21 protein-coding genes and 2 pseudogenes are annotated in these 25729 nt (G+C 63.6%); 4 read left to right on the forward strand and 19 right to left on the reverse strand.

Annotation, left to right across the window (positions count from 1 at the left end; genetic code table 11):
* Positions 1-24: 24 nt before the first annotated feature.
* The 13 genes and pseudogenes from ACIU1A_RS12840 to ACIU1A_RS12900 all read right to left on the reverse strand — a co-directional run bounded on the left by ACIU1A_RS12840 (position 25) and on the right by ACIU1A_RS12900 (position 16193).
* Positions 25-1554 carry a peptidoglycan DD-metalloendopeptidase family protein gene (locus ACIU1A_RS12840; RefSeq protein WP_404927437.1) on the reverse strand — a complete coding sequence of 510 codons (1530 nt, stop codon included), beginning with the start codon at positions 1552-1554 and terminating at the stop codon, positions 25-27.
* A gap of 177 nt (positions 1555-1731) precedes the next feature.
* A complete protein-coding gene (locus ACIU1A_RS12845; RefSeq protein ID WP_140495769.1) occupies positions 1732-2385 on the reverse strand; it encodes a protein-L-isoaspartate(D-aspartate) O-methyltransferase in 654 nt (217 codons plus the stop codon).
* Entirely contained in the window at positions 2382-3140 is a 759-nt protein-coding gene (gene surE / locus ACIU1A_RS12850) for a 5'/3'-nucleotidase SurE (protein WP_404927438.1), read from the reverse strand. The genes ACIU1A_RS12845 and surE overlap by 4 nt, the downstream gene beginning before the upstream one ends.
* Entirely contained in the window at positions 3140-4444 is a 1305-nt protein-coding gene (gene serS, locus ACIU1A_RS12855; protein WP_140517124.1) for a serine--tRNA ligase, read from the reverse strand. The genes surE and serS overlap by 1 nt, the downstream gene beginning before the upstream one ends.
* 375 nt (positions 4445-4819) lie before the next feature.
* Positions 4820-5683 carry a twin-arginine translocase subunit TatC gene (tatC, locus tag ACIU1A_RS12860; RefSeq protein ID WP_140495766.1) on the reverse strand — a complete coding sequence of 288 codons (864 nt, stop codon included), beginning with the start codon at positions 5681-5683 and terminating at the stop codon, positions 4820-4822.
* On the reverse strand, positions 5680-6414 hold the full coding sequence (gene tatB / locus ACIU1A_RS12865) for a Sec-independent protein translocase protein TatB (protein WP_404927439.1): 735 nt from the start codon (positions 6412-6414) through the stop codon (positions 5680-5682). Before tatB ends, tatC begins: the two co-directional genes overlap by 4 nt.
* A gap of 85 nt (positions 6415-6499) precedes the next feature.
* Entirely contained in the window at positions 6500-6721 is a 222-nt protein-coding gene (locus ACIU1A_RS12870; RefSeq protein WP_015317533.1) for a twin-arginine translocase TatA/TatE family subunit, read from the reverse strand.
* A 179-nt stretch (positions 6722-6900) separates the two neighbouring features.
* Positions 6901-7680: an SMC-Scp complex subunit ScpB gene (scpB, locus tag ACIU1A_RS12875; RefSeq protein ID WP_404927440.1), complete on the reverse strand. Its 780-nt coding sequence runs from the start codon at positions 7678-7680 to the stop codon at positions 6901-6903.
* Positions 7677-8481 (reverse strand): annotated as a pseudogene (locus ACIU1A_RS12880) (segregation and condensation protein A). Before ACIU1A_RS12880 ends, scpB begins: the two are co-directional and overlap by 4 nt.
* Positions 8482-8541: 60 nt before the next feature.
* Positions 8542-9561, reverse strand: a complete 1020-nt coding sequence (nagZ, locus tag ACIU1A_RS12885; RefSeq protein WP_404927441.1) for a beta-N-acetylhexosaminidase — start codon at positions 9559-9561, stop codon at positions 8542-8544.
* A 125-nt stretch (positions 9562-9686) separates the two neighbouring features.
* Positions 9687-13055 (reverse strand): SPOR domain-containing protein, encoded by a 3369-nt coding sequence (locus ACIU1A_RS12890; RefSeq protein ID WP_404927442.1) that lies wholly within the window; start codon positions 13053-13055, stop codon positions 9687-9689.
* Between the two features lie 103 nt (positions 13056-13158).
* Positions 13159-14916: an arginine--tRNA ligase gene (gene argS, locus ACIU1A_RS12895; protein WP_404927443.1), complete on the reverse strand. Its 1758-nt coding sequence runs from the start codon at positions 14914-14916 to the stop codon at positions 13159-13161.
* 62 nt (positions 14917-14978) lie between these two features.
* Positions 14979-16193, reverse strand: a complete 1215-nt coding sequence (locus ACIU1A_RS12900; RefSeq protein WP_404927444.1) for a deoxyguanosinetriphosphate triphosphohydrolase — start codon at positions 16191-16193, stop codon at positions 14979-14981.
* Between the two features lie 127 nt (positions 16194-16320).
* Between ACIU1A_RS12900 and erpA the strand changes: the two genes are divergently transcribed.
* Together erpA and ACIU1A_RS12910 are read left to right on the forward strand one after the other, a co-directional pair.
* Positions 16321-16668 (forward strand): iron-sulfur cluster insertion protein ErpA, encoded by a 348-nt coding sequence (gene erpA / locus ACIU1A_RS12905; protein ID WP_404927445.1) that lies wholly within the window; start codon positions 16321-16323, stop codon positions 16666-16668.
* A gap of 7 nt (positions 16669-16675) precedes the next feature.
* Positions 16676-17068 carry a VOC family protein gene (locus ACIU1A_RS12910; RefSeq protein WP_404927446.1) on the forward strand — a complete coding sequence of 131 codons (393 nt, stop codon included), beginning with the start codon at positions 16676-16678 and terminating at the stop codon, positions 17066-17068.
* 59 nt (positions 17069-17127) lie between these two features.
* Here the strand turns inward: ACIU1A_RS12910 and ACIU1A_RS12915 are convergent, their stop codons facing one another.
* Entirely contained in the window at positions 17128-17340 is a 213-nt protein-coding gene (locus ACIU1A_RS12915; protein ID WP_404927447.1) for a hypothetical protein, read from the reverse strand.
* Here ACIU1A_RS12915 and ACIU1A_RS12920 point away from each other — a divergent pair.
* Complete coding sequence (locus tag ACIU1A_RS12920) at positions 17339-17872, forward strand: exodeoxyribonuclease III (protein ID WP_404927448.1); 534 nt, start codon at positions 17339-17341, stop codon at positions 17870-17872. The genes ACIU1A_RS12915 and ACIU1A_RS12920 overlap by 2 nt on opposite strands.
* Before the next feature lie 64 nt (positions 17873-17936).
* Positions 17937-18254 (forward strand): hypothetical protein, encoded by a 318-nt coding sequence (locus ACIU1A_RS12925; RefSeq protein WP_140564102.1) that lies wholly within the window; start codon positions 17937-17939, stop codon positions 18252-18254.
* Between the two features lie 36 nt (positions 18255-18290).
* On the opposite strand, the gene ACIU1A_RS12930 is transcribed toward ACIU1A_RS12925, so the two are convergent.
* The 5 genes and pseudogenes from ACIU1A_RS12930 to ACIU1A_RS12950 all read right to left on the reverse strand — a co-directional run.
* Complete coding sequence (locus ACIU1A_RS12930; protein WP_140517142.1) at positions 18291-19118, reverse strand: tetratricopeptide repeat protein; 828 nt, start codon at positions 19116-19118, stop codon at positions 18291-18293.
* A complete protein-coding gene (gene ilvD, locus ACIU1A_RS12935; RefSeq protein ID WP_140638959.1) occupies positions 19105-20829 on the reverse strand; it encodes a dihydroxy-acid dehydratase in 1725 nt (574 codons plus the stop codon). Before ilvD ends, ACIU1A_RS12930 begins: the two co-directional genes overlap by 14 nt.
* Positions 20830-21125: 296 nt before the next feature.
* Positions 21126-22355, reverse strand: coding sequence for an OmpP1/FadL family transporter (locus tag ACIU1A_RS12940; RefSeq protein ID WP_140495753.1), 1230 nt, complete (start codon positions 22353-22355; stop codon positions 21126-21128).
* A gap of 359 nt (positions 22356-22714) precedes the next feature.
* Positions 22715-24811: a valine--tRNA ligase gene (locus tag ACIU1A_RS12945; RefSeq protein ID WP_404927911.1), complete on the reverse strand. Its 2097-nt coding sequence runs from the start codon at positions 24809-24811 to the stop codon at positions 22715-22717.
* Positions 24790-25497, reverse strand: a pseudogene (locus ACIU1A_RS12950) (class I tRNA ligase family protein); the annotation flags it as partial. The pseudogene ACIU1A_RS12950 and the gene ACIU1A_RS12945, both read right to left, overlap by 22 nt.
* Positions 25498-25729: the final 232 nt, after the last annotated feature.

The following is a 25729-nucleotide window of genomic DNA, read 5'->3' on the forward strand; positions in this document are numbered from 1 at the left end:
TTATTCTATTCGAAATAGCCCCGACTATTCGAGATAGCCGGAGGGATCGACCGGGGCCGAGTTCTTGCGCACTTCGAAGTGCAGCTTCGGCGAGTCCGTCGTGCCGCTCATACCCGACAGCGCGATCTCCTGGCCGCGCTTGACCTTCTGGCCGCGCTGGACCTCGATCGAGCTGGCGTGACCGTAGACGGTGACCAGGCCATTCTCGTGCCGCACCAGCACCGTATTGCCGAATTCCTTGAGGCCATCGCCAGCATAGATGACGACGCCGTTCTCGGCCGCCTTGACCGGCGTGCCCGCCGGCACGGCGATGTCGACGCCGTCCTTGCCGGAACCGAAGCCGGAAATGACGCGGCCGCGCACCGGCCAGCGCATCTTGCCTATGCCGGTGGCGTCCGGCGCCACAGCGTCGTCATCCTCGGCCTGCTGGATGACCTTGGCGTCTTTCTTCGGCGGCGTGTAGGAAGCCAGCGTTTGCGACGGCGTCGTCTTGGCCGTCGGCTGCGTCGTGGCTGTCGTCACCGGGTCTACCGCCGCAGGCTTTGCGGCGGCCACCGTGGCCGTTCCGCCGGCCGGCACCTTCAGCGTCTGGCCGATCTTCAGCAAGCCGTCCTGCATGCCGTTCGCCTGCTTGATGGCGACAACCCCGACGCCAGTCTTTCTGGCGATCGAGGAAAGCGTATCGCCCGACTGCACCGTATAGGTACCGGCGCCGGCCTTGGGCGCGGCGGCGGCAATTTGCGGCGCGGGCTTGTTGTCCTTGGGCTTGTTCGCCGCGGCCGAAGCATCGACCTGCGCGGCTGACTTGCCCTCCTTGAGCTTCGGCTGCTGCGGCAGCACGGCGACCTTTTCCGGCGCGGTGGCCGGCAAGTCGCGCTTGCCGTTGGCTGGCTTGGCGTCGGCAACCCTGGGCTCGGCCTTGCTGGAATAGGCGTAGGCCGGAATGATGATCTTCTGGCCGGTCTTCAGCCCCTTGGTCGCGCTCAGCCCGTTGACCTTCATGATCACGTCGGCCGGCACCTTGTAGTGCTGCGCCAGCCCGGAGATCGTTTCACCGTCCCTGACGACGATTTCGGTGGCATGCGCCGTGCCGGCTGCCTTGGCGTCGGGCTGGGCATCCTTGAAGGGCTTGGCCGCGGGAGCAACCGTGCCGGTCGCCGTCCGGTCGACATGCGGTGCCGGGCGCACCAGAGCGGGCGCCGATGCAACACGCACCGGATTGGCGGCGGGTGCCAGCGCGGGAGCGGGCTGCGCCTGGGCGACCGGTGGCGGCAGCGGCCGCGTCGACACCGGCTCGAGGCTGGAGCGGCTGACCGACTGCGTGTGGCTGCCATCGAGCGGCGCGGCCGCGACATCCCCCGGATAGGGCTGCTGCACGGCATCCTGCTTGTTGATGATGGCGCGCTGATTGTTTGTCGAGGAGGTGAAGACGTCGTCGACGCCGTTGAACCGCGACACTTGCGAGCTGCACCCAGCCGCGGCACCCGCGATCATGAGAACAGCGCAGCCCCGCGCCAAATTGCGACTGTTTGCCTTCAAAACACTGAGTTGCATCGCACTAACCCGCACAAACTCTGCACCAACTGGACAGGATTAAAGCGCGTTAATGTTACTGGTCGGTTAACCCCTTAGAATCAGACGCAAAATTTCTTAAAATATTTGAGGCCGCCCAGACTGCCCATATAGAGGCACGCGCAGCCGCCGTTGCAGGCCGGCTGACATGGACAATCCCTAGATAACGGCCGCCAGGCTGCGCAATACCGGCTGCAGGCGCACGAGGCCGATATCCTCGCGCTCGAAACGGCTGCCGACCTTGGTGAGCTTGGCCAGCACCTGCTCGCCCTCCTCCGGTCCGATCGGCGCGATCACGATGCCGCCGCTCGACAACTGGTCGAGCAGGAAACGCGGCAGGCTGTCGAAGGCGGCCCAGGCGACGATCCGGTCGAACGGGCCTTCTGCGGCCAAACCGGAGGAACCATCCACCTGGCGCGCGATGACGTTGCCGATGCCGAGCGCCTCGAAGCGCTGCCGCGCCTGTTCGACCAGCGTCTTGTATCGGTCGATGGTGACAACCCGGCCTGACAGGCGCGACATCACCGCTGCCGTATAACCGGAGCCGGTACCGATCTCGAGCACGCGATTCCCGACTTCGATGGCGAGTGCGGCGATCACCGCCGCCTGCATGTCCGCGCCCTCGATCGCTTCGCCGCATTCGATCGGCAGCATGCGGTCCGACCAGGCGATGGAATGGAATTGGGCGGCCAGGAAGCCGCGCCGCGGTGTCGCCTCGAAGGCCGCGATCAGCGCCTTCGGCACGGTCCCCCTGCCGCGCAGGCGCAGCAGGAAGGCGGCAAATCCTTCTCGGTCATCGATCGGCAGGTTCATGCAAGGGCCTTGCTCAGCTGGTCACGAATCTCATGCGCTGTGAGGTCGAGCTGCAACGGCGTCACCGACACCAGGCGATTGCGCAGCGCAAAAAGGTCGGTGCCCTGCTTGCCCTCGACGGGTTCGCGGCCGAAGCGCAGCCAGTAGTACGGCAGCCCGCGCCCGTCGCGGCGTTCCTCGACCCACAGGCTGTGTACGAGCTTGCCCTGCGAGGTGACCACCGTGCCGGCGATCTCTTCAGGCAGGCAGTTCGGAAAATTGACGTTGAGCAGCACGCCGTCCGGCAGCGGCGTCGCGACGAGTTTCTTGAGCAGCGCCGGCGCCAGCGCCTCGGTGGTCTCGTAGGGAACGACGCGGTCCTCGCCGATAGTGCTGTAGCCCTGGCTGAGCGCGATCGAGCGTATGCCGAGCAACGCGCCCTCCATCGCGCCGGCGACGGTTCCCGAATAGGTGACGTCGTCAGCGATGTTGGCGCCGGAATTGATGCCCGACAGGATCAGGTCGGGCGCGCCGGGCAGAATCTTCTTCACGCCCATGATGACGCAGTCGGTCGGCGTGCCGCGCACGGCAAAGTGCTTCTCGCCGATTTTCCTCAGCCGCAGCGGCTCCGAGATCGACAGCGAGTGCGCATAGCCGGACTGGTCCTGCTCCGGCGCCACCACCCAGACATCGTCGGACAATGTGCGCGCGACGCGCTCGAGCGACGCCAGGCCCTCGGCATGAATGCCGTCGTCATTGGTCAGGAGAATACGCATTATTTCGATTCGATCTTTTCCAGCCCGCCCATATAAGGCCGCAGCACTTCAGGAATGGTTACGCTGCCATCCTCGTTCTGGTAGTTTTCGATGACGGCGATAAGTGCGCGCCCGACAGCCGTGCCTGAGCCGTTCAGCGTATGGACGAAGCGGTTGCCCTTGCCGTCCTTGTCCTTGTAGCGGGCGTCCATGCGCCTGGCCTGGAAATCGCCGCAGACAGAGCAGGACGAGATCTCGCGATAGGCGTTCTGGCCGGGCAGCCACACCTCGATGTCATAGGTTTTTCGCGCGCCAAAACCCATGTCGCCGGTGCACAGCACCATGGTGCGGAACGGCAATTCGAGCCGCTTCAGCACCTCCTCGGCACACTCGGTCATCCGCTCATGTTCGGCGAGCGAGGACTCCTGATCGGTGATCGACACCAGCTCGACCTTGTAGAACTGGTGCTGGCGCAGCATGCCGCGCGTGTCGCGCCCTGCCGAGCCGGCCTCCGAGCGGAAGCACGGCGTCAGCGCGGTGTAGCGCAGCGGCAGTTTCTCATGGGCGGTGATCTCCTCGCGCACGAGGTTGGTGAGCGGCACTTCGGCGGTGGGGATCAGGCCAAGCCTGCCATCTCCATGCGGCGTGAAGAACAGATCCTCCTCGAACTTCGGCAGCTGGTTGGTGCCGAAAAGAACATCGTCCTTGACCATCAGCGGCGGGATGACTTCCTCATAGCCATGCTCGGTCGTGTGCAGGTCGAGCATGAACTGGCCGATCGCGCGTTCCATCCGTGCCAGCCCGCTCTTCAGCACGGTGAAGCGCGAGCCCGACAGCTTTGCCGCACGCTCGAAATCCATCATGCCGAGCGCTTCGCCGATCTCGAAATGCTCCTTCACCCAGTTCGGGCGGGTCGGCACCTTGCCGATGATATGCTTGACCACGTTGTCGTGCTCGTCCTTGCCGACCGGCACATCGTCGAGCGGCACATTGGGCAGCACCGCCAGCGCGTCGTTCAGCGCCTTGTCGAGCTCGCGCTCGCGCGCCTCGCCGTTCTGGATGAAGGTTTTTATCTCGCCGACTTCGGCTTTCAGTTTTTCGGCAAGGGCGGCATCGCCCGAACGCATGGCATTGCCGATCTCTTTCGAGGCGGCGTTGCGGCGTTCCTGCTTGGTCTGCAGCTCGGTGACATGTTCGCGCCGCGCCTCGTCCCTGGCGATCAGGTCATCGACGGTGGACTGCGCTTCCTCGACCGACCACGAGCGCTTGACCAGCGCCTCGACAAGGGCCTTCGGGTTGTCGCGAATCCATTTGATGTCAAGCATGGTCTGAAAGCTCCTGCGGTAGCTTGCCGCCCAAAGCGCGCGGCGGTTTGCGCTACGATATGCCCAAGAATAAAGCCCGAAACGCATCGTGGGTTTTCGCGATGCGTTTCAGGCCAGGGGGTAAACCGCATCTCTGATCGATGCAAGATCGGGCTTGCTGACGGCAGGGGCCGCGAGCCCGCTTTCGAGTGGTGAGGGATAGCGCGACAGTCCAGAAATAAAAAACCCGCCTCGGCGGCGGGTCGTTGGCGCAAATCAGCACCATAACCGAATATGTACCATAGCGGCGGGCACCAAGTCAAGAAAAAATTCCTATCGGCACCGGGCCGCGCACCGATTCCGAGGCCGGCAGCCCGCAGGGGCGACGCGCCTGCCCTATGTGGAGGATGCGTCTGCCGGCTTTTCCGCCACCTCTTCCTCGGATTGCTGCTTCTCCCGCGCCAGGCGCTCGCGCTCCTGGCTGCGTTCAATCATCCGCGCCGACCAGATGGCGACCTCGTAGAGCAGGATGGTCGGGATGGCGAGGCCGATCTGGCTCATCGGGTCGGGCGGCGTCAGCACCGCCGCGACGACGAAGGCGATGACGATCGCCCATTTGCGCTTCTCGGCCAGCGCCTTGGATGACAGCATGCCGACGCGCGTCATCAGGCTGGTCACCACCGGCAGTTGGAATACCAGGCCGAAGGAGAAGATCAGCGTCATGATCAGGCTGAGATATTCCGACACCTTCGGCAGCAGCGAGATCTGCACCTGGTCGTTGGTGCCCGACTGCTGCATGGCGAGGAAAAACCACATCACCATCGGCGTGAAGAAGAAATAGACCAGCGAGGCGCCCATCAGGAACAGGATTGGCGACGCGATCAGGAACGGCAGGAAGGCGTTGCGTTCGTTCTTGTAGAGGCCGGGCGCGATGAACTTGTAGATCTGCGTGGCGATCAGCGGAAAGGCGATCACCATGCCGCCGAACATGGCGAGCTTGACCTGCGTGAAGAAGAATTCCTGCGGCGCGGTATAGATCAGCTCGACCTTGTGCGGGTCGAGCCCCGCCCATTGCGTCGCCCATTTGAATGGCACGACAAGTAGGTTGAACAGCTTCTTGGCGAAGAAGAAGCAGACCAGGAACGCGGCGAAGAAGCCGCCGAGCGACCAGATCAGCCGGCGGCGCAACTCGATGAGATGCTCCATCAGCGGCGCCGAGGATTTCTCGATCTCGTCCTTTTCCTTGTCCGAAACGCTCACTTGGCGGCTCCCGCCGTCTTTTTGGCCACTGGCTTCTTCGCTGGAGCCGGTTTCGCCTCGGCCTTGGTCGTCGCCGCCTTGGCTGCTGCCGGTTTGGCAGCCTTTGACGCCGCCACGGGCTTCGCCGGCGCTTTGGGTGCTGGCGCGGGTTTGGCGGTCGCCGCTTTCGCAGGCGTGGAAGCTTTCGCGCCGTTCGCCGAAGCCTTGGCGGGCTTGGCCGCTTTCCCTGCCGCAGGTGTCTTTGGCGCCAGCTCTGTCGGCGCTGAGGACGCCACCACCGATTCATCGGTCATGACTGGGAAGATCGCCGCCGCCGGCGCGGTATCGGGTTCAGTGGGCCCCGGCATGGTGGTCGCGCCGTTCTTCAACGGTTCGGCCGCCTGCGGCACCGAGCCGGCGGGCGCTGCCGTATCGACGGCCAGCTTCGGCTTCATCGCCGCGTCGACGCCGGAACGTACATCGGCGGCCGCCTGCTCGAACGGATTGAGCTGTTTCCTGATCTCGGCAACCGGGCTGAGCCCCCTTAGCTCGTCGACCGATTTCTTGACGTCGTCGAGCTCCGCTTCCTTCAGCGCCTCGTTGAACTGCTTCTGGAAATCGGCCGCCATGGCACGCAGCTTCGCCGTCGTGCGGCCGAAGGTGCGCAGCATGTTGGGCAAATCCTTCGGCCCGACGACCACGATCATAACGATCGCGATCACCAGCATTTCGGTCCAGCCGACTTCAAACATGGCTATCCGTTCCGACTAATGCATGCCGCCCAAAAGTGCGAAGCGGTTCTGGGACAACGACACGCACAAAGCAACAACCCTTGGCTCAGCTCTTGCTGGCCTTTTCCTTCGCTGCCGAAACGGTTTCGTCGGCGCGATGTTCGACGGTACGCTTGTCGTCGGCAACGTCGTCGTCCGCCATGCCCTTCTTGAAGCTCTTGATGCCCTTGGCCATGTCGCCCATCAGCTCGGGTATCTTGCCGCGGCCGAACACCAGAAGCACGATGACCAGCACGATCATCCAGTGCCAAATCGAAAATGAACCCATAGCAACTCTCTCTCGAATGGTTTCCCTGGCGATGATCTATGCGTTTTCGCGTTGGGATTCAAACACAACCGCGACAGAGTTTATGAAAGGGTGTCGGATGTCACGCATTTTCGGCGATGCGGTCCGCTACCTATCGGCGCATCTAGCCCGGGAAAGCCTCCAGGAACAGAGGCTTGCGGTCAATCTTCCGTGACGCGCGGCGTCAGCAGGCCGAGTTCCTCGAGATCGATATCGGTCAGCGGATCCTCGTCCTCGGTCAGCGCATCCGGGTCGGCCGGCGGCAGCGGAATGGAGAAATTCGACGGCATGCGGCCCGAAAGCAGGCCGGCGCCCTTCAACTCCTCCATGCCGGGGAGATCGCGGATCTCCTCGAGCGCGAAATGGTCGAGGAAGGTTTCGGTGGTGCCATAGGTCACGGGACGGCCGGGCGTTTTGCGCCGGCCGCGCATGCGCACCCATTCCGTCTCCAAGAGTGTATCCAGCGTGCCCTTCGAAGTTTCGACGCCTCTGATGTCCTCGATCTCGGCGCGCGTCACCGGCTGGTGGTAGGCGATGATCGCCAGCACTTCGAGCGCCGCGCGCGACAGCTTGCGCTGTTGCACGGTGTCACGGCTCATCAGGAAGGCGAGATCGCCGGCCGTGCGAAACGCCCAGGCATCGCCGACCCGCACCAGGTTGACGCCGCGCCGCGCATAGATCTGCTGCAGCTCGGCCATCGCGAGCGCGATGTTGATGCCATCGGGAAGGCGCGCGGCCAACTGCTTTTCGCTGACCGGCTCGGCACTGGCGAAAACGATCGCCTCGGCCATGCGTACCGCCTCCGCCATATGCAGCCGCTCGGCGGGATTCTGCGCCGGATTCTGGGCCGGATTCTGAACCGAAGCCTGGTCGACCTCGCCCTCCTCCGGTTCGTTGTCCACCTTGAACGGGACAACCGAAGCGTTGGCGCGTTCGCTCATGATGCCACCTCGACTGCCTTGATTGCCGGTGCGCGGTGATCGCGCAGATAGATCGGCGCGAACACCTCGTCCTGCCGCACATCCATCTTGCCCTCGCGCACGAGTTCCAGTGTCGCCGCGAACGAGCTGGCGATCGCGGTGCGCCGCTCTTCCGGGCTGGACAGATATTGGATGAGAAAACTATCGAGCGCCGTCCAGTCCCGCAGCGATCCGATCAGCCTTGTCAGGATGTCGCGGGCGTCCTTGAGCGACCAGACGCCGCGCCTGGCGATCGTGACATTGGTGATTGCCTGCTTCTGCCGCTGCTGGGCATAGGCGGTGAGCAGATCGTAGAGCGACGCCGAATAGGCATTGCGCCTCTCGATGATGACCATTTCCGGCATGCCGCGCGCGAACACGTCGCGGCCGAGCCGGTTCCGGTTGACCAGCCGCGCCGATGCATCGCGCATGGCTTCCAGCCGCTTGAGCCGGAATTGCAGCACCGCCGCCAGTTCCTCGCCGCTTTCGCCTTCCTCGCCCGGCTGCTTCGGGATCAAAAGCTTCGATTTGAGGAAGGCGAGCCACGCCGCCATCACCAGATAATCCGCGGCGAGCTCAAGTCTCAGCGCCCTCGCCGTCTCGACGAAGGCCAAATACTGCTCGGCGAGCGCCAGGATGGAGATGCGCGCGAGATCGACCTTCTGGTTGCGGGCAAGATGCAGCAGAAGATCGAGCGGGCCTTCGAGATCCTGCGACGTCGACGACCAGCGACGGATCGCCGGTCAGCCGGGTATCATCGCTTTCGGCCCACAGGCGGTCCATCGGTGCGGCCTTCCCGGCCTTGCTTTCCAATGCTTCCGCCACGTCCCGTTCTTCCCTCTGTCAGGCCACCGCATCGAAATAGGTGGCGAATTCGGCGCGTATCTCGGTTTCTTCAGCCGCGTCGCGTTTTTCTATATAGGTCATTGCCCGGTTTGCGCGCTCAAGCGACTTGCCCTCAAGCCCTTTGGTTCGCGATGCGATGCCCGCCATCTCCTCGAAAACGCCGTTGCAGTGAAGGACCAGATCGCAGCCGGCCGCAAGGATCGAGGCCGCCTTTGTCGGGAAATCCCCAGAAAGTGCCTTCATCGAGGTGTCGTCGCTCATCAGCAGCCCATCGAAGCCGATCTCGCGGCGAATGATCTCGTCGATGACCTTGCCGGAGGTGGTTGCCGGGTTTTTCGGGTCGATCGCGCTGTAGACGACATGCGCGGTCATGGCCATCGGCAGGTGGTTGAGTTCCCTGAACGGCGCAAAATCGTGCCGCTGCAGCTCGCTCATCGAAGCGTCGACGACAGGCAGTTCGAAATGCGTGTCCGCGAAAGCCCGGCCATGGCCGGGAATATGCTTCATGACCGGCAGCACGCCGCCAGACATCAGGCCTTCCGCCGCGGCGCGGCCGAGCTCGATGACCGGGCGCGGCTCCTTGCCATAGGCGCGCGCGCCGATGACGTCGCTCGCCCCTTCGATCGGCACGTCGAGCACCGGCAGGCAATCCGCCGTGATGCCGTAGCGCAGAAGGTCGAAAGCGTGCAGCCGCGCCATCAGCCAGGCGGCGCGGCCTCCGGCGTCATGGTCGTCGCGCCACAGCGCACCGAGCGCGCCGCCGGCTGGATAGTTCGGCGCCAGCGGCGGCCGCAGCCGCTGCACCCTGCCGCCTTCCTGGTCGATGAACACCAGCGCGTCCGGGCGTCCGATGCAGTCGCGCATCTCGGCGACCAGATCGCGGATCTGCTCGGTCTCGCTGATGTTGCGGGCAAACAGGATGAAGGCCCACGGGCATTCATTGCGATAGAAACTGATTTCTTCGCGGGTGAGCGATTTCCCGGCACAGCCGAGGATCATGGATTTTGATTCGGTCATGCCGACGAGTTCAGAATCTTCCGCGGCCAAAGGGAATCACGTCGAAAAGTGCAAAAAGAAAACGGCGCGGCGTTGAGGCCGCGCCGGTTTTCAAACTGCTCTCCTCCGACACGGGAGGTGAATGACTACCTCGACACGAAGCAGTTGCCGCCGGCAGCCTTGTAGCTGGTGCACAGATTGATGGCATCGTTGCGCGACTGCGCAGGCACGCGGACGCGGTAGAAAGTCCCCTTGCCGGCGATCTCCGCCTTGACGATGTTGGCGGTGCGGCCGGAAAGCACGCCACCGTAGCGGCGCTGCAGATCCTGATAGGTCGACTGCGCGCTTTCGACCGTCGGCTGCGAGGCGATCTGCATCGACCACGAACCGCCGCCGGTCGAGGGCGCCGCCGGACTGATGGAGGCAACCTGATCGGGCTTGACCTCGCCGACCACGTCGACCGGCTGGTCGGACGGGCGCTGCGGCGCGACCGGAACCTTGGCCGGCGTGTTGGCCGACTGGGCCTTGGCTTCCGCCTTGGGCTCGGCCACCGGTTTTAGGGCTGGCTCATCGTCCGCCTGCGCGGCGTCCGGCGCCACCGTGCCGGTCTGGTCAGCATCAGCCTGAGCCGACGGCGCGACATGTTGCGGCGCCGGATCGACCGGCTCCACGGCAGCCACTTTCGGTGCGGCGGGCGCCGGATCCTCACGCGGCACCAGCGACCCGTCCGATTTGACCACCATGGTCCTGACCTTGCGCGGCGCCACGGCGACGACGTCGGGATTCGTTCCCTTGTCGGCATCCTGGAGGACCTGCGCGATGCGGTCCTCGGACTTGGCTGCGGGCGCGGCGTTATCGGCTGGCGCCGCAACGGCGGTTGGAGCATCGCCGCCGTCGCCGTCGGTCGCGTCGGCTGCGGTCTGGTCGGGCGAGAGATCGACGGCGCGAGCCGGATCTTTCGCCGCCACATCGACCGGTTCCTCGACATTGGTGACGAGCTTCTGCTGGACCGGCTCGGCGGGCTTGGCGCCCTTGGCGACCGCGTCATAGACCTTGTTGTCCTGGTTCGGCACCACGGCGCCGCCCGGGTTTTCCGGCTTGACCTTGATCGGTGCATTGTCCGCCTTGACCAGGACCGGGGCGTCACTGCCGCCCTGGCCGCCCGGAGACAGCGCGAAGGCGCCGAGGCCTCCGGTGACAACGACTGCACCGACAATGGCGGCGATGAGCAGGCCGCGCCTGCGCGGCGACCCGCCGGCCTCGCGTTCGGCGAGACCAGGAACCGACATCGCCTCGTCCAGCTCGGGATCGTAGTCGAGCTCGTCGACGGCAAAATCGTCGGCCTGTGAAACCGGCTGGCTGCCGGGCAAGTCGTCGACGTCGAAGCCATTGGTGGCGTCGGCATAACCCGCCGGCGCTGTCGCGCGGGCAGACATTTCCGCTGGCCGTGCCGCGTAGGTGCGCGCCTCGGGCTGATAGCCCGGCTTGAGCCCCTCATAGCCTGGCTTGAGCGTCTCATAGCCCGGCTTGAGAGCCTCATAGCCCTGTTCAAAGGCATCGTATCCCGACTTGAAGCCGGGATTGTAGGAGCCGTCGGCATAGGGCGCGCTGGCGTTTGCGGGAGCCGCAGCGACATCCACTGTATTCATCTCGGTCAGCAGATTGGAGAATTCGGCGTCGAGATCGTCGTAGCCGGGCGCGGCCGGCTCGTCCTCTTCGAAGTGCAATTCCGGAATGTCGAGATCATCCTGAAGCGCCACGACGCGCTCCGGCACATCGACGGTCTCGACGTCAGGCATCTCGTCATCGAACGCGGACTGCTCGCGCTGCGCGGCGGCCGGCGCCGCATAAGCGGCAGGCTCAGCCGCACGATAGGTCGGGATCGCGGCAGCCGGCGCCGCCATGGGGGCCGCCGAAGCCATCGGCTGGGCGGTAAAACTCGCCTGTTGCGGCTGCGGGACCGGCGTAACCCGGCTCCACGAGCGGGCCGGCTCGGGCGGAGTGGACTGCGTCGTCAGCCAATCGAGGGGATCGTCGCGGAAAGTTTCCGGCGCGGCGGAATCCGCGGCGAGGTCTTCATCCCGGTCGATTCCTTCGGCCAGGTCGATGCTTGCGGCGAGTTCCGCTTCGAAATCATCGTCTTCAGAGACAGTGGCATGCGCGCCGAGGTCCTGGTCCTGAAGCTCATCGAGCATGAGATCGTCAAGATCGACGTCAGCGGTCGAGACCGCCTGATGCTGCTGCGTCGCCGCAGGTTCGTCCAGGTTCCAGTCGAGGTCACCGGCCGCCGGTTCTTCGTCGGGTTTCGCGGTCGCGGCGACAGGCTGCTGAACCGCTACCTCCTCCTCGGCCACCGGCGCCGAGCGTGCGCTCATGGCGCCCAACAGCGCGTTCAACTCGTCTTCAAGGCTACGCTCGTCGGCGGCGGCATGCACCGGTTCGGCCATAGCCGGGGCGGCCGGATGAACGGGGGCAGCCACAGGCTCAGCGGCCGGCTCGTCCGTCGCTTCGGCAAGCGCGTCGTTGAAATCCTGCTCGAAAGCATTGTCCAGCGGCTCATCGGCGGCCAGGTCTGCCGCCTCGCCTTCCGCATCCGTCGCCTCGGCGAACACGTCCTCCATTTCGTGCGCATCTGCCGTCTCGGCGGTCACGTCATGCGCGTCAAGCGCATCCGTCTCCGCAGCCACGGGCGCATCGGTCGCGACCGAGTGATCGGCAGCCAGATCGAAATCGATATCCGCCAGCCCGTCGTCGAAAGCCGTGGCGTCCTCAAAGCGATCGCCAAAATCCTCTTCGGAAACCGCATGGTTCGCGTTCAGCGCCGCCTCGACGGGAGGCTCGACCGGAGCCGCGGCCGCTTCAGGCTGCTGCTCCGCCACGTGACCATCGAGCATCAGTTCGTCTTCGAGCGAAAGGGCAAAGCCATCGTCGAATTCATGGTCGACGGTAGGCTCCGCGACAGGCTCCGCCACTTCGGCGGCCAAGGCGGGCTCGGCCGCATCGGTCGCGTCATCAAGCCGGAAGTCCTGATCGAGCGATGCCGCAAGCTCGTCCGCCATGGGCAGATCGTCATCGAGCGGCGAAACGCCATCGAGAGAGCTGGCTACCGCATCGTCGAAATCCGTATCGAAAGCGGTATCGACGGTTGGCGCGGCCTCGGCAACAGCGTCGTCGGCACCATGCTCATCGTCGAGCTGCATGTCGTCGAACGCCATGGCGAGTTCGTCATCCATGCCGTCGGTAGCGGCGGCGTCGAACGCCGGCTCATCAACATCGGCGACCGTCGCGGCGTTGCCTTCGGCAAAGTCGAAGTCGCCCATCAACTCCTTTTCGAGATCGATGTCGAAATCGACCTCCTGCGCCTGCTGATCAGCGGCGGCTTTCGGTTGGGCGGGCGCCTGTGGCTTGACCGGCTGGCGCGGGTCGAACCCCATGATCCTGGTCAGTTCCGCGAACGGATCATCGTTGGCGATGTCGTTGTTGTCGGCTATTCTCAGCTGGGTTCTGTCTGCCATTATTGTTCCCGAACTCGCACTCATTCGGACGCCATGGACGTCGCGCAGGGTTGGCCCTTACCAGCGCAATGTGGGCAAAAGGTGACAGGTTTTTTAGTCAAACCTAACGCATTTCGGTGGGCGCCGCGGCGCCGATCAGCGTCAGGCCGGACGTCAAGACATCCGAAACAGCCTGCACCAGCCCTAGTCTGGCATGCGTCAATTGTCGGTCGTTAACCTTAACAAAACGTAAGTCCGGATTATCGGTGCCGCGGTTCCAGTGCCCGTGGAAGCTTGAGGCCAGATCGTAGAGGTAGAATGCCAGCCGATGCGGTTCGAGCGCAAGTGCCGCCGACTCGATCAACCGTGGATATTCAGCGAGTTTCCTGATCAGGCCGATCTCGCCTTCGTCGGTCAGCAACGCCACGGCAGCCGCCAGACTGTTGCGATCGAAATTGGCCTCTCCCAACTGCTCGCTCGCCTGCCGGAATACCGAATGGCAGCGCGCCGAAGCGTACTGCACATAGAATACCGGATTGTCCTTGGACTGCTCGGTCACCTTGGCGAAGTCGAAATCGAGCGGCGCATCGTTCTTGCGATAGAGCATCATGAAGCGGATGGGGTCGCGGCCGACTTCCTCCACCACTTCGCGCAGCGTCACGAAATCGCCGGACCGCTTGGACATGCGCACCGGCTCGCCATCGCGAAACAGCTTTACCAGGTTGCACAGAAGAACCGTGAGCTTCACCTCGTCGCCGGCGATCGCCCGCGCCAGCGCTTCCAGCCGCTTGACATAGCCGCCATGATCGGCGCCGAGCACGTAGATCAGTTCGACGAAGCCGCGATCGACCTTGTCCTTGAGATAGGCGACGTCGGCGGCGAAATAGGTGAACGAACCATCCGACTTGACCAGCGCCCGGTCCATGTCGTCGCCGACCGCCGTCGAACGGAACAGGGTCTGTTCGCGATCTTCCCAGTCGTCCGGCCTCTCGCCCTTGGGCGGCGGCAGCTTGCCTTTGTAGATATGGCCCTTCAGCGTCAGGTCGTTTATCGCCGAGCGGATCTTCCTGGCATTGTCGGCGTGCAGCGTGCGCTCGGAGAAGAACACGTCATGATGCACGTTGAGCAGCGCCAGATCCTCGCGGATCATCGCCATCATCGCGTCGATGGTGCGGTCCTTGACGATGGCGAGCGCCTCTTCGTCCGGCATCTGCAGCAAGGACCGGCCGAATTCCTTGGCCAGCGCCTGCCCGACCGGGACCAGATAGTCGCCTGGATAGAGCCCGGCCGGGATCTCGCCGACCTCGTCGCCAAGCGCTTCGCGATAACGCAGCATCGCCGAGCGCCCGAGGACGTCGATCTGCGAGCCGGCGTCGTTGATGACATATTCCTTGATCACGTCGTAACCGGCAAAGGCCATCAGATTGGCAAGCGCATCGCCAACCACGGCGCCACGGCAATGGCCGACATGCATTGGTCCCGTCGGGTTGGCCGATACATATTCGACATTGGCCTTCCTGCCGCCGCCGATGCTGGAGCGGCCGTAGTTGCGGCCCTCGCCCAGAAGCGTCGTGAGATGTGCCTGCCAAAAACCGTCCCTGAGCCGCAAATTGACGAAGCCCGGGCCCGCGACCTCCGCGGCCGCGACATCCTTGTCGTCCCGCAGCGCGAGCGCCAGGCGCTCAGCCAGCGCCCGCGGGTTCTGGCCGGTGGGCTTGGCCAGCACCATCGCCGCATTGGTCGCGAGATCGCCATGGCTGGCATCGCGCGGCGGCTCGACGGCGATGCGCGACAGATCGGGCGAAACACCGTCACTGTCTTTCAGATCAAGCGCTTCGACGGCTTTTATGATTCGCGCGGTGAAGTCGGCGAAGATGTTCATGGGTATGACTCTGGCGGCTTTGCAGGGAATCCGGCTTGTTGGCCGGCAAAATCGAGCCCGCCCTAGCTCAAATCCGGCGTATGGTCAAACAAACGCCGGTGTTCCTTCAGCGCGTAGGTGTCGGTCATCCCCGCTAGGAAGTCGGCCACGCTGCGCGCCTTGATGCGATCCTCGGCCCGGTCGAGCCCCTCGCGCCAGCCGTCCGGCATGGCGCGCGGGTCGGCGAAATAGACGTCGAACAGGTCCCTGACGATCCGCTCCGCATCGGCGCGCACGCGCATGACTTCCTTGTGCCGGTAGAGGTGCTTGTAGAGAAAGGCCTTCAGCTCTTTCTCGGCGACGGCCATTTCGGCGGAAAAGGTCACCATCGTCTCGCCCGCCGCCCTCACCGCATCGGCGCTCCGCGGCCCGGTGCGTTCCAGATTGGCGGTGGTCGACCTGATCACGTCCTCGACCATGGCGGTGATCTGGCGCCGCATCAGCTCGTGGCCGGTGCGCACCTCGTCGAGATTGGGATAGCGCGCGCGCACCGCCTCCAGGATGGTGCCCGGCAGCGAGACGGCCTTCAGCATGTCCAGCGTCAGCAGCCCCGCCCTCAGGCCGTCGTCGATGTCGTGCGTGTTGTAGGCGATGTCGTCGGCGATCGCAGCACACTGCGCCTCGATGCCGGCGAACCGGTCGAGCTCGAGGTCGTGCAGTTCCGAATAGTCGCGGATCGCCTGCGGCACCGGACCCTTCAGGCCCTTGCCGTTGGCATCGGTCAGCGGACCATTGTGCTTGACCAGGCCTTCCAGCGTTTCCCAGGTCAGGTTCAGCCCGTCGAACTCGGCGTAACGCGCTTCCAGCCTTGTCACGATGCGAAGCGATTGCGCGTTGTGGTCGAAGCCGCCCCAATCAGCCATCTTCTCGTTGAGGGCGTCCTCGCCGGTGTGGCCGAAGGGCGTGTGGCCGAAATCATGCACCAGCGCCACCGCTTCAGCCAGATCCTCGTCACCGCGCAGCGCCCGCGCCAGGGCGCGTGCGATCTGCGCCACCTCGATCGAATGGGTCAGCCGGGTACGGTAATGATCGCCTTCATGGGCGATGAAGACCTGCGTCTTGTGTTTCAGCCGGCGGAACGCGGTGGAATGGATGATGCGGTCGCGGTCGCGCTGGAACGGCGTACGGGTCGGGCTTTCGACCTCTTCGAACAGGCGCCCGCGCGAGCGCGCCGGATCGCTGGCATAGGCCGCGCGGGGCCTATAGCCGAATCCGATGTCGCCCAACTCGTTAGTCATGGTCGATGCCGCCTGACTTTGGCCGCCTGACTTTGGCCGCTAGACTATGGCCGCCAGATTATGGCCGGTTGACTTGGCCCTTCGCGCTTCATACCTATCATGTGAAACGGAAAGCAAGGTGACGCCCATGGGCGCGGATGCCAAGACCGCCATGAAAGTCGAGATGACCGATGCCGCCGCAAGGCGGATCGCCAAGATTGTGTCGGACGAGGCCGGCAAGACGGCGTTGCGCGTTTCCGTCGAAGGCGGCGGCTGCTCCGGCTTTTCCTACAAGTTCGATCTGGTCGACGCGCGCAACGACGACGATGTCGCCATCGAGAAGGACGGCGCCACGGTTCTGATCGATGATCTGTCGCTGGTCTATATGGGCGGGTCGGTGATTGATTTCGTCGACGACCTGATGGGCCAGTCGTTCCAGATCCGCAACCCGAATGCGGTCGCCTCCTGCGGCTGCGGCACAAGCTTCTCCTTTTAGGAACAACATGCCTGCCATTGGCGCGGTTCGTCAGGTCGCGCTCTCGGCCGGGCGAGACCTCGACGCGACCCTGGCCTTCTGGTGCGACGTGCTCGGGATGAGCGTGCATGTGCGTTACGATCCGCCGGGCATCGCCTTCATCATGGCCGGCAGCGTGCGGCTGCTGTTCACCGACGGCATTCCGGCCGGAACCGTCTATCTCGACATATCAGGTCTCGAGGATTTCCACGCCGGCGCGAAAGCTGCGGGCGTTCCCTTCACCGCGGCTCCAACGCTTGTTCATCGCGACACCGAGGGCCAGTTCGGTCCGGCGGGGGAAAGCGAGTGGATGGCCTTTCTAAAGGATCCCGCAGGCAATACGATCGGCCTGGTCGAACGTCTTGCCCCGGAAGAACATTGAGGCCGCCATGAAGATCGTCACCTGGAACATCAACGGCATTCGCGCCCGCATCGGCAATCTCACCCATTGGCTGACCGAAAGCGCCCCCGACATCGTCTGCCTGCAAGGAGATCAAGACGGTCGACGAGCAGTTCCCGCGCGCCGAGATCGAGGCGCTTGGCTACAATGTGGAAACCCACGGCCAGAAGGGTTTCAACGGCGTCGCCCTGCTGTCGAAATTGCGCTTCGACGAGGTCATCAGAGGTCTGCCCGGCGACGACGCCGACGAGCATGCGCGCTTCATCGAAGGCGTGTTCTCGACCGACAAGGGCGCATTGCGCGTCGCCTCGCTCTATCTGCCGAACGGCAATCCGATCGATGACGAGGAGGAAATTCTCCTACAAGCTGTCCTGGATGGCACGGCTGGAGCGCTGGGCCGAGGAGCGGCTGAGGTTGGAGGAAGCCCTGGTGCTGGCCGGTGACTACAACGTCATTCCCGAACCTGTCGACGCGAAGTTCCCGGAGAACTGGCTGAATGATGCGCTGTTCCAGCCGCAGACGCGGCAGGCGTTCCGCAGGCTGAAGAATCTCGGCTTCACCGAAGCAGTGCGTTCGGTCACCGATGCGGGCGACACCTTCACCTTCTGGGACTACCAGGCCGGCGCCTGGCAGAAGAACAACGGCATCCGCATCGACCACCTGCTGCTGTCGCCCGAGGCCGCCAACCGGTTTTCATCGGCCTCGATCGAAAAGCATGTGCGCGCCTGGGAAAAACCGTCCGACCACGTGCCGGTGGCCATCGATCTCGATTTGCTGCCGGCCTGAGGGAGACCCCGGGCCCGCGCTGGACCTCGTATCGCCACAATCAGGCGCATGATGGAAGATCATCATGGCGGCTGGGGTTCCCATGACCATACGACTTGTCCTTTGTCCGATCGGCCTGGCATTCGCTATCGCCGTCCCTGCGGCGGCTTTCGCCGCCGAGGAATGTCTTGCCAATGGAAAATCCTACCCGGTCGGCCAGGTCGCCTGTCTGACGATCGCCGACAAGAGCCACCTCGCCCGCTGCGAGATGGTGCTCAACAACACCTCATGGACGAAAGTCGGGGACAGCTGCCCGCAAGACACGCTGGCGCCGCACCGGCGGATGACGCCGATCTCGGCGCCGGCTCCCAGCATGGTGCCGGCGGAGCCGACCGAGAATTAATGTCTGATTAGCGATCTCCTCGTGGGGAGATCATCCTTACTGATCGGCGCTGTTGCCCTTGGTCAGGATGTCGTCAGCGAGCGAGATCGCTGTGCGGCGGTCGGCTTCGCCGGCGGCGGCAAAGGCCTCCTCCTGCATGCCGCGGATCCAGGGCTGGTCGGCGGGCGCCGCACGTTCGAGTGCTGCCGTCATCATCGCCAGGCCGCGCACGATCTTGCCGCTCTGGAACAACAGATGGCCGAGCGTCGCCTGCGCGCCGGCATGGCCTTTTTCGGCGGCGAGCTGGAACCAGCGCCCGGCCTGCTTGACGCTGGCCTTCACGCCGCCCTCGCCCTTCAGGAACATCTGCCCCATCTCGAACTGGGCATTCGGGTTGCGGTAGTTGGCGGCGGCGCGCATGTAATATTCCTGGGCCGCCACTTCGTTCTCGGTCACCGGGCTGCCGGGAATGCCCTTGCGCAAATAGTCGCCCAGCGCCACCAGCGCGTCGGAAACGTAGCTTTCTTCCGGTGAGCCGGGCTCGACGTCCTGATCGACGATCTCCGAAAAGAACTTGAACGCCTCGTAATCGTCACGCGCCACGCCATCACCCTCGGCATACATGCGGGCAAGCTTCCAGGTGGCGCCGATCTGGCCGTTCTCGGCGGCGTATTTATAGGCCTCCGCGGCCTGTTCCTTGTGGCCGTTCTTGTAGGCGGAGAAGCCGAACTGGAACACCGCCCAGGGGCTCGACTGCGGCTTCACGCCGGTCTTGTCGTCGAACACCTTGTCGTCGAAGGCCATGGCCTGGCCGACGGCGCCAAAGATCGCTAACGCGACCAGTGCCGGAAGGACAGACGACCTCAACAACTCAGATGTCCGCATAGCAGTGTGTTTCTTTCGCACCGCCCGGATGGGTGACCGCGCCGTCGCGGGCGGACCCTACCGTCTGTGCGTATTTCCATATCGCGCCGGACTGATAGTCGGTTGTGCGCGCCTTCCAACTCTTTGCCCTCGCAGCCAGTTCCCTATCGGACAACGCCACATCGATCGTGCCGTTCACGGCATCGATGGAGATCACATCGCCGTCCCGGATGAGGCCAATCGGACCGCCAACGGCGGCCTCGGGCCCGACATGGCCGATGCAGAAGCCGCGCGTCGCGCCCGAGAAGCGGCCGTCTGTGATCAGCGCCACCTTGCCACCCATGCCCTGGCCGTAGAGTGCCGCCGTCGTCGACAGCATCTCGCGCATGCCAGGTCCGCCGCGCGGCCCTTCGTAGCGGATGACGAGAACTTCGCCTTCCCGGTAGTTGCGATGCGTCACCGCTTCGAAACATTCCTCTTCCGAATCGAAGCAGCGCGCCGGGCCGGAGAACTTCAACTCCGTCATGCCCGCGACCTTCACGATCGCGCCTTCGGGGGCAAGGTTTCCCTTCAAGCCCACGACACCGCCGGTTTGGGTAATGGGTCTGTCGGCGGGGCGGACCACATCCTGGTGTTCATTCCAGGCAACATGCTCCATATTTTCGGCCAAAGTGCGGCCGGTGACCGTCAGGCAGTCGCCATGCAGGTAGCCGTGGTCGAGCAGCGTCTTCATCAACAGCGGAATGCCGCCGGCCTCGAACATGTCCTTGGCGACATATTTGCCGCCGGGCTTGAGGTCGGCGATGTATGGCGTCTTCTCGAAAATCCGGGCGACATCGAACAGGTCGAACTTGATGCCGGCCTCATGCGCTATGGCCGGCAAATGCAGCGCCGCATTGGTCGAGCCGCCGGTGGCCGAAACCACCGTCGCCGCGTTCTCCAGTGCTTTCAGCGTGACGATGTCGCGCGGCCGGATGTTCCTGGCGATCAGTTCCATGATCTTTTCGCCGGAGGCGAAGTTGAAACGATCGCGCATTTCATAAGGCGCCGGCGCGCCGCAGGAATAGGGCAGTGCCAGACCGATCGCCTCGGCCACGGTCGCCATCGTGTTGGCGGTGAACTGGGCGCCGCAGGAGCCGGCCGAGGGACAGGCGGCCTGCTCGATTTCAAGCAGTTCGGCATCGCCGATCGTGCCGACCGAGTGCTGGCCGACCGCTTCGAACACATCCTGCACGGTGATCTGGCGGCCGCGGTAGCTGCCGGGCAGGATCGAGCCGCCATAGATGAAGATCGACGGCACGTTGAGCCGCACCATGGCCATCATCATGCCGGGCAGCGACTTGTCGCAGCCGGCGAGCCCGACCAGCGCGTCGTAGCAATGCCCGCGCATGGTGAGCTCGACCGAATCGGCGATGACCTCCCGCGACACCAGCGACGACTTCATGCCCTGGTGGCCCATGGCGATGCCGTCGGTGACGGTGATGGTGCAGAATTCGCGCGGCGTGCCGTTGGCGGCCGCGACGCCCTTCTTGACCACTTGCGCCTGGCGCATCAGCGAAATGTTGCAGGGCGCCGCTTCGTTCCAGCAGGAGGCGACGCCGACCAGCGGCTGTGCGATCTCGGCCGCCGACAGGCCCATGGCATAGAGATAGGAGCGATGCGGCGCACGCGCCGGACCGACGGTCACATAGCGGCTGGGGAGCTTAGCCTTGGAGATGACTTTGGCGTCCATACTCTTCCTTGCCCCACATCTTCCTCGCAAGAGGGCGGTGCGGCCTGCTCCCATCGCCGAGCCTTTTGGCGCGTGTCCCGAGACAAGATCGAGGTGCGCCGGGTTTATGGCGGGAAATGGGCAATTTCGTCGGCCTGACTTCTAGTGCAGGGGTTGTTCAGAAAGTGTTGCCAAAACATCACAACGACATGGTGCGGTTTATCTGCACCGCAGCCCTGGGGCCGACAGGCTCGGCCACAGCCCCGGAACGAAAAAGGCCGGGCATTGCCCGGCCTTTCATTTGATTTTACAGAGACTTAGAACTTGATCTTCACACCACCAGAGATCGCCGTGATCAGATCATTCCCGAAATCATAGCTGGCATCCTCGCCTGCAACATAGCCGTTCTCCCCAGCCAATGTCCCCGAGTGGCCGCTGGTCAAAACGCCGACCGCTCCAGCGAGCCGCACTTCGATGTTGGGCTGCGGCGTATAGGCGACGCCGCCGCCCAGGGTCCACGTATCGGTCTGCGCACCATAGCCATGCGAGGTGCCACGATCCCAGGTCAATTGACCGGCGGCACTCCATTGATCATTGAACTTGTGGCCGATACCACCTGAAACGGTCCAGCCGTCACGATACATCAGGTCGAGCGACGTCACCTGACCCGGGCCGTTCGTGAAGCAAGCCGCCCCAGGCGCAATTGTTGGACAGATCGGAACGCTCTGCAGCACGCTCCAGTTGACCCACTTGATTGAGCCGAAGGCCAGCCAGTCAGGCGCAATACCGGACTGCAGTTTCAGTTCCAGCGAATCCGGCATCGACTCCTCTGCGCCATAGATCGGCCGAGAACCTCCAAGAATAGCTGGTAAGGTGAGTGTGCCCGAAATGTTGTCTAGCTTGACCTTCGAATTGTAGACCAAGCTGGCGCGGAGCGCGATATCAGGGATTTCGTAGGCAACGCCGGCGCGCCAGCCCCAACCGTTAGCCTCCAGATCGACACGACCAAGCAGCGGTTGTCCGAGGGGAGTAAAACCGACCAAGCTTTCCTTGAAGCCTGAAATGTCCTGATAGAACAACCCGCCGATAAAGCGGAGCTGGCCCTTGCCAGCATCAAACTTGTAGGAACAGGTGCCGGCGTAATTGTTGCTCTTGATATCAGTCTCGACGTTAGAAAGCGCTCCGTTCCACATACCTGGTGCGGTATGCGCGCCCCAAGGCTGCGAATAATCGACCATGCAGTCGACGCCCTGCACAACCTGGGCCTTCATTCCTATGCGCGGTACCCAATAGCCCTCGGCTCCGTCGGCCGAGGTACCAAGGCCGAGATTGGCTCCGCCGGGACCACGCGCATTCTCGTACTTACGGTCCGGCATCACATAGGTCGCTTCCGCGTCCGTCGCGAACGGCGCCGGATCAAACAGCAGGTCGATATCGTAGCCGCCACGTTCCAGGCCGCCGGCATGTGCCGAGCTCATTGCCGTCCCCAGCAAAGCCAGCGAAAAGCACCCTGCCCCCAGCAGTGCTTTCAAACGCAGATTGTTCATGGATGTCCTCCCCGAATAGTCAGTGCATCCAGCTAGAACCAATTCGGGTTAACGGTGCAACAACGAATTCTTGGGGCGTACATGTACATGTCCACCGGACGCATTCCGGACAAAATGCAGACCAGCGCAGCGAGGCAGAAAAACGGTTCGCCGGGCGTGTCTCACTCAGAAAAACGGGAGAAAATCGGCCAACAAGGCCAAAAATAATCAGTTTTGAGCAGTCGAATGCCCCATTGTTACATTATGGCAACAATGGGGCGAAAACTTCCGTTTACGTCAACATTAACGCTACGGAATGCCGGTTTCGAGGCAAAAAGCCACCCCATTTTAGAGGGCCCTAAAGTCTCCCGAATCTGCCCTCAACCCGCTTCGCGAACCCTGGCCAGCGCCACCGAAAGCTTGCCCTGCGCCTCGCGGTATTCGGCCAGCTTTTCACGCTCGGCTTCCACGATCTCGGCCGGCGCGCTGGCGACGAATCTTTCGTTCGACAGCTTCTTGTGCAGGCGTGCGATCTCCTCGGTCACCTTGGCCAGTTCTTTCTGCAAGCGCGCGGCCTCGGCGGCGAGATCGATCAGGCTGCCGAGCGGCAGGCAGACCGTTGCCTCGTTGAGCACGATCTGCGCCGAGCCCTTGGGTGCGGCGTCAACCTGCGAGATGTCGCCGACGCGCGCCAGCCGCTTGATCGCGGCGGCGTGGCGCCCCAGCCGTTCGCGGGTAAGCGTGTTGGCTCCGATCACCATCAGCGGCGCGATGGCTGCCGGCGGCACGTTCATTTCCGAACGCACGGAACGAATGCCGGAGACGAGATCAACCAGCCAGTTGATGTCGGCGGCCGCTTCAGCGTCCTCGAAATCCGGCGACGGCCACGCGGCATGGCAAAGCAGCGAAGCGCGCTCCTTGCCCTCGCCCGCGGTCTGCGCCCAAAGTTCCTCGGTCATGAACGGCATCATCGGATGCAGGAGCTTGTAGATTTCGTCGAGCACGAAGGCGACGCAGGCGCGGCTTTCGGCCTTGGCCGCCTCGTCCGTGCCCATGAACACCGGCTTCAGCAGCTCCAGATACCAGTCGCAGAACAGGTTCCAGACGAAGCGGTAGGCCGCCCCCGCCGCCTCGTTGAAGCGATATGAGGTGATGCCGTCCGTGACCTCTCGCGCGGCGCGCGTCAGCTCGGTCAGGATCCAGCGGTTGACCGCCAGCTTGGCGTCGTTCAGCCAGAAATCGTCGTTGCGCGCGACTTCGTTCATCTCGGCGAAGCGCGTCGCGTTCCAAAGCTTGGTGCCGAAATTGCGGTAGCCGGCAATGCGCGCCGGGTCGAGCTTCACGTCACGCCCCTGCGCCGCCATCACCGTCAGCGTGAAGCGCAGCGCGTCGGCGCCATATTCGTCGATGAGGTCGAGCGGGTCGACGACATTGCCTTTCGACTTCGACATCTTCTGCCCGTTCTTGTCGCGCACCAGCGCGTGCATGTAGACGGTGTGGAACGGCTCCTCGTCCATGAAGTGCAGGCCCATCATCATCATGCGCGCGACCCAGAAGAAGATCAGGTCGAAGCCGGTCACCAGCACGTCGGTCTGGTAGTAGGTTTTCAGCTCCGGCGTCTCATCCGGCCAGCCCAGCGTCGAGAACGGCCACAGCGCCGAGGAAAACCAGGTATCGAGCACGTCCTCGTCACGGGTCAGGATTTCGCCCGGCTGGAAATTCTCGAGCTTGTCCTCGACCCAGGCCTTCCAGGGTCCTTCGAGCGCCAGATAATATTCGATCGCGGCACTCAGCGCCTCTTCCTCCGTCTTCTCGACGAAGACGCGCCCGTCCGGCCCATACCATGCCGGAATCTGGTGGCCCCACCAAAGCTGGCGCGAGATGCACCAGGGTTCAATGTTCTCCATCCACTGGAAGTACGTCTTTTCCCAATTCGCGGGTATGATCTTGGTACGCCCCTCGCGCACCGAGGCGATCGCCGGCTTGGCCAGTTCGGCGGCGTTTGCATACCACTGCTCGGTCAGGAACGGCTCGATCGGCACGCCGCCGCGATCACCATGCGGCACGGCGTGGCGATGCGGCTCGACCTTGTCGAGGAAGCCGCCTTCTTCCATCAATTCGACGATCCTCTTGCGCGCGACAAAGCGGTCAAGGCCGTTGAGTTCATCCCAGACGGCTTGGCGCTCCGGCGTCACCTCGAGCCCGGCGAGGAAATCCTCGTTGTCCCTGAGGTTTACCGCCGCCTCGACGGTGAGGATATTGATCGCCGGCAGCTTGTGGCGCTTGCCTACCTCGAAGTCGTTGAAGTCATGCGCCGGCGTTATCTTGACCGCGCCAGAGCCCTTCTCGGGGTCGGAATACTCATCCGCCACCACGGGAATCTTGCGGCCGACGATCGGCAGGACGACATTCTTGCCGACCAGGTGCCGGAAGCGCTCGTCGTCCGGATGCACGGCGACGGCCGTATCGCCCAGCATCGTCTCGGGGCGCGTCGTCGCCACGATGATGAAGGTCTTCGGGTTTTCGGATCGAAGGCCACGCCTTCGACGGGATAGCGGAAGTGCCAGAGATTGCCGTTGACCTCCTGCTGCTCGACCTCGAGATCGGAGATCGCGGTGAGCAGCTTGGGATCCCAGTTCACAAGGCGCTTGTCCTTGTAGATCAGGCCTTCCTTGTAGAGCGTGACGAACACTTCGAGCACGGCCTTGGACAGGCCTTCGTCCATGGTGAAGCGTTCGCGCGACCAGTCGGCCGAGGCGCCGAGCCGCTTCAGCTGGTTGAGGATCGCGCCCCCGGATTCGGCTTTCCACTCCCACACTTTCTCGATGAACTGTTCACGGGTGAGGTCGCGGCGATGGATCTGCTTTTCCATCAACTGCCGCTCGACCACCATCTGCGTGGCGATGCCGGCATGGTCCATGCCCGGCTGCCACAGCACGTTCTTGCCGCGCATGCGCTCGAAGCGAACGAGAATATCCTGCAACGTGTTGTTGAGCGCGTGGCCCATATGCAGCGAGCCGGTGACGTTGGGCGGCGGGATGACGATGGTGAAGGCCTCAGCCCCCTCCTCGGCGCCGGCGCCGGCGCGAAACGCGTCGGCCTCTTCCCACACCTTGGCAATCTTCGGTTCGACGGTTTTGGCGTCGTAGGTCTTTTCAAGCATGGGAAAATGGTCCGCGCTCTCGGATTTTTGCTGGTCCGGTGTAAATCGGAAGGCTTTGACCGAGTCAACCGTAGGGGCCGCCTCGGCAACCGGCACAACAGAAAGAGGATCACCGTTCGGATAGTGTCTGTCCCGTATGCGACAATCCCTGGTGGCGTCGGCACTGTCACCGGCTCCAGCCGGAGAGGCATTGCACGCCTACGCCGCCCAATCCCAAATGCCAGCTCGCGTC

The sequence above is a fragment of the Mesorhizobium maamorense genome (assembly GCF_044998965.1).
Taxonomy (GTDB): domain Bacteria; phylum Pseudomonadota; class Alphaproteobacteria; order Rhizobiales; family Rhizobiaceae; genus Mesorhizobium.